At 66.7% G+C, this 4071-nt stretch carries 4 protein-coding genes and 1 tRNA gene; 3 read left to right on the top strand and 2 right to left on the bottom strand.

The genetic code is table 11. The features are described from left to right. Positions 1–144: 144 nt before the first annotated feature. Positions 145–1485, bottom strand: a complete 1341-nt coding sequence (locus JHC79_RS09330) for a M20/M25/M40 family metallo-hydrolase (protein WP_296389922.1) — start codon at positions 1483–1485, stop codon at positions 145–147. 110 nt (positions 1486–1595) lie between these two features. On the opposite strand from JHC79_RS09330, the gene JHC79_RS09325 reads away from it, so the two are divergent. Continuing rightward, a tRNA-Leu gene (locus JHC79_RS09325) sits at positions 1596–1681 on the top strand. Between the two features lie 27 nt (positions 1682–1708). On the opposite strand, the gene JHC79_RS09320 is transcribed toward JHC79_RS09325, so the two are convergent. Further along, positions 1709–2233 (bottom strand): gluconokinase, encoded by a 525-nt coding sequence (locus JHC79_RS09320; RefSeq protein WP_296389921.1) that lies wholly within the window; start codon positions 2231–2233, stop codon positions 1709–1711. Positions 2234–2324: 91 nt separating this feature from the next. On the opposite strand from JHC79_RS09320, the gene JHC79_RS09315 reads away from it, so the two are divergent. Further along, entirely contained in the window at positions 2325–3722 is a 1398-nt protein-coding gene (locus tag JHC79_RS09315) for an SDR family NAD(P)-dependent oxidoreductase (RefSeq protein ID WP_296389988.1), read from the top strand. Next, positions 3719–4071, top strand: a 353-nt coding sequence (locus tag JHC79_RS09310) for a DinB family protein (protein WP_296389919.1), incomplete at its 3' end; no start/stop codon positions are given. The genes JHC79_RS09315 and JHC79_RS09310, both read left to right, overlap by 4 nt.

Genomic DNA, 4071 nt, shown 5'->3' with positions numbered 1-4071 from the left:
TGAGACGAGCGGGTCGAGACGGACATGCGAACTCCTTGGATCCGGGTGGGTTCGACGGAAGGTCGAATCACCCGGTACTTCGGAGTACCGATCGTTCGCGTTACTAGTTAGCGGCGATGAATTGATAACGCTTTGGTATCGGGATCAGCTGTGCAGCAGGAAATGCTCCAGCACCTCGGTGCCGAACAGCAGACCGTCGACCGGGACCCGCTCGTCGATCCCGTGGAACAGCGCCGCGAAATCGAGCTCCGGCGGGAGCCGCAGGGGCGCGAACCCGAAACAGCGGATGCCGAGCTTCGCGAACGCCTTGGCGTCGGTGCCGCCGGACAACATGTAGGGAACCGTGCGGCCGTCGGGGTCGAAGGCCAGGATGGCGTCGTTCATCGCGTCCACGAGCGCCCCGTCGAAGGTCGTCTCGTAGGAGTCGAGCTTCGTGACCCACTCCCGCGTCACGTCGGGTCCGATGATCGCGTCGACCTCGGCCTCGAACGCAGCCTGCCGTCCCGGCAGGACTCGGCAGTCGACGACCGCGGTCGCGGTCTGCGGGATGACGTTCGCCTTGTAACCGGCGTTCAACATGGTGGGGTTCGCGGTGTCGCGCAACGTCGCCCCGATGATCCGCGCGATCGACCCGAGCTTGTGCAGCGTCGTCTCCAGATCGGGCGAGTCCGGCGACAGCTCGAGAGTCGACTCGGCGCTGACCGCACCGAGGAACTCCGCCACCGAGTCGGTCATCACGAGCGGGAACGTGTGGCGGCCGAGCTTCGCGACCGCCTCGGCCAGGATGGTCACCGCATTGTTCTCGTGCAGGAACGACCCGTGGCCCGCCGTCGCCGACGCGGTGAGCCGCATCCAGGCAATTCCCTTCTCGGCCGTCTCCACCAGATACAGCCGCTTCTGCGAGCCGTCGGGGGTGTCGACGGTCAACGAATACCCGCCGACCTCACCGACCGCCTCGGTGATGCCCTCGAACAGGTCCGGACGGTTCTCGACGAGCCAGTGCGAGCCCCACTTGCCGCCCGCCTCCTCGTCGGCGAGGAATGCGAACACGATGTCGCGGGGCGGCACCGTGCCCTCGCGTCGGAACTGACGCGCCAGCGCCAGCGCCATACCCACCATGTCTTTCATGTCGATCGCACCGCGACCCCACACGTACCCGTCCTTCACCGAACCGGAGAACGGATGCACGCTCCAGTCCTCGGGACGAGCTGGGACCACGTCGAGGTGCGTGTGCAGCAGCAGGGTGCCGCGTTCGGGATCGGCGCCGCGGAGTCGGGCGAACACGTTGCCGCGTCCGGGTTGACCGGATTCGACGTACTCGGTCTCGTACCCGACCTCCTCGAGCTGCCCGGCCACCCACCGGGCGCATTCCTCCTCGCCCACGGTGGTCTCGAGTTCGCCGGTGTTGGTGGTGTCGAACTGGATGAGCGCGCTGACGAGGTCGACGACCTCGTCGGTGGCGCGGGGAGCACTGTTGTCGGTCACGTCCCATTCCTATCACTGGTCACACCCGTGAGTGTCCCGGTGATTTGGGTTCGGGCGAGACGGTCGGTTAATGTTGTCCGGCACTCGTACGGGAGCAAAAAACCGTGCATGTCCGGGTGGCGGAATGGCAGACGCGCTAGCTTGAGGTGCTAGTGCCCTATTAACGGGCGTGGGGGTTCAAGTCCCCCTCCGGACACAATCGTCTCGATGTCGATCGAGACTTTCAATCGGTCTGAATTCTTCGGAGGACCGCGTCGACGGTCTCCTCGATCGAACCCGCAGTGGAGACCTCGACACCGTTCTCGTCGGCAGCGACCGGCTCCAGGTCGGCCAGTTGCGACTGCAGCATGTCGACATGCATGAAATGGCCCTTCCGGTTCCGTAGCCGATCCTCGAGCGCGGCGGGGTCCGCTGTCAGATGGACGAAGAACACGGGGGCGTCGGCCTGGGCGATCCGGTCCCGGTACCGCCGTTTGAGGGCGGAACAGGCGAACACGACCCCGCCGGTGTCGGTGGGCCGATCGTCGAGCCACTCGACCACCGCATCCAGCCAGGGGGCGCGATCGGCGTCGGTGAGCGTTGTGCCGGACGCCATCTTGTCGACGCTGGCCTTCGGGTGGAGATCGTCGGCGTCGCCGAACGCACGACCCAGCCGCCGTGCCAACTCCTGCCCGACGGTGGTCTTGCCGACCCCGCTGACGCCCATCACACACAGATGAACGTCACGGCCGACCGCAGGCTTGCTCATAAGTTCCTTGTAGCACAAGCCGTCCCGGCCGGGATCGCGCGGCAGGCCCTTCTACACTGGTCAGGTGACCGAGCAGATCGACCCCGACGACATGGCGACGATGCGGCGGGTTCTCGAACAGGCCGCGCTGCTCGACGACGGCCATCCCGACTCCGTCGCCGTACAGCGGGCGGTAGCCCGCATGTTCAAGGTCGCCAAACGCACCCACCGGCGCGCCAGACATCGTGAGCGTCTCGATGCCGATCGCGCGGTCCTCTCCGCGACGGCAACCGGGTCGGCCGACCGCATCGACGACGAGACCGCGGGGATCGGTCTGTCGGGCGACGGGACCGGAGTCGCCGGCCATCTGATCCGCCCGCAGGCCTGCTACATCTGCAAGCGGGAGTACACCGAGGTCAACGCGTTCCATCATCAGCTCTGCCCGGAGTGTGCGCGCAGCAACCGGGCCCGCCGTGATCAGCGCACTAATCTGACCGGTCGGCGTGCGTTGCTCACCGGCGGTCGCGCGAAGATCGGCATGTACATCGCGTTGATGCTCCTGCGCGACGGTGCCGAGCTGACGATCACCACCCGTTTTCCTCGGGATGCCGCGAGACGCTTTGCTGCGCAATCGGATTCTGACGACTGGTTGCATCGTCTCGACATCGTGGGCATCGATCTGCGTGACCCGGCGCAGGTGGTCGCTCTGGCCGACTCGGTCGCGTCGAAGGGCAGTCTCGACATCCTGGTCAACAACGCCGCACAGACCGTGCGCCGCTCCCCTGGCTCCTATCGTTCGCTCACCGACGCCGAGGCAGCCCCGTTGTCGGGTCGGGCCGCAGCGATACCGGCGATCACCATGGGCGACAGCAGCGAGCTGCACCCCAACGCCCTCGCGGGCGGGTCGGACTCGGATGCGGCAGCGGAATCGCTGGTGGCGCTGGCGATGACGGCCGGGTCGGCGTCGCCGGCGCGTATCGCCGACGGCACCGCGGTCGATGCCGGCGGCCTGCTGCCTGATCTGGTCAGCTCGAACAGCTGGGTCGCGTCGGTCGATCACGTCGACCCCCTCGAGTTGCTGGAGGTTCAGCTCTGCAACAGCGTGGCGCCGTTCATCCTGTTGTCACGCCTCACGCCTGCCTTACGGGCATCGACCGCGCGACGTAAGTACGTGGTGAACGTCTCGGCGATGGAGGGCATCTTCTCCCGCGGCTACAAGGGGCCCGGCCACCCGCACACCAACATGGCCAAGGCCGCACTCAACATGCTCACCCGCACCAGTGCCGGCGAGTTGTTCGACGACGGAATCCTGGTCACCGCGGTCGACACCGGGTGGATCACCGACGAGCGCCCGCACGATTCGAAGATGCGGTTGGCCGAGGAAGGCTTTCGGGCGCCGCTCGATCTCGTCGACGGCGCGGCCAGGGTGTATCACCCGATTGTCGACGGGGAGAACGGGATCGATCTGTACGGCTGCTTCCTCAAAGACTTCGAGCCGTACCCGTGGTGACGTCGTCACCACTGCAGACCGCGGTCTGCGCGCTCATCGCGGAGAACCTGGCGTCGTTGCGTGCGATCGTCGTCGAGCTGGGCGACGAGCACGTGAACACGACGCCGGCTCTGCCCGGCGCCAACAGCTGTTACGCCATCGTCTTCCACTGCACGGAGATGCTGAAGTCCTGGCTCGGCTCCGTCATCGGCGGCGAACGGATACCCCGCGACCGTGCAGCCGAATTCACCGCGCGTGGCACGGCCGCCGACCTGGTGGCGGCCATCGACGATGTGTCCACACGGATCGACGCCTGGGTCGACATCGCACTCACCGAGGGCCCTCGCGACCGGACCGCCGGCGGTTCCAC

It is taken from the genome of Williamsia sp. (genome assembly GCF_016462415.1).
Taxonomy (GTDB): Bacteria; Actinomycetota; Actinomycetes; order Mycobacteriales; family Mycobacteriaceae; genus Williamsia_A.
The sequence above is the reverse complement of the archived record's forward strand: the minus strand, read 5'-3'. Positions and strand labels throughout refer to the sequence as shown.